General features: G+C 44.0%; 1 protein-coding gene. It reads right to left on the reverse strand.

Going from position 1 to position 386, the window contains the following annotated elements; genetic code table 11:
* A partial coding sequence (locus tag J7R05_RS08965) for a MutS-related protein (protein WP_425490174.1) occupies positions 1-386 on the reverse strand: 386 nt, incomplete at both ends.

Genomic DNA, 386 nt, shown 5'->3' on the forward strand with positions numbered 1-386 from the left:
CACATCCATCCCAATTTTTGACTTTCATGGTTACGTTATGAAGACGATTAAGTTTTTGGGTGAGTGCTGTCATTTCATGAAAATGTGTGGCGAGAATAGCACGACAGTGGTTAACTTCATGAAGATATTCAACAGCTGCCCAAGCAATGGAAAGGCCATCAAAAGTTGATGTACCTCGTCCGATTTCATCAAGAATAACAAGGGAATGGTGACTCGCATGATTAAGAATCGTTGCTGTTTCGACCATTTCCATCATAAAGATTGAGCGCCCCCGTGCAAGGTCATCAGAAGCACCAACACGACTAAACAAGCGGTCAACAACGCCAATGTGGGCTGAAGTTGCAGGGACAAAGGAACCCATTTGCGCCATAATAGCGATAAGAGCA

Source organism: Bartonella capreoli (genome assembly GCF_902813205.1).
In the GTDB taxonomy this organism is placed as follows: domain Bacteria; phylum Pseudomonadota; class Alphaproteobacteria; order Rhizobiales; family Rhizobiaceae; genus Bartonella; species Bartonella schoenbuchensis.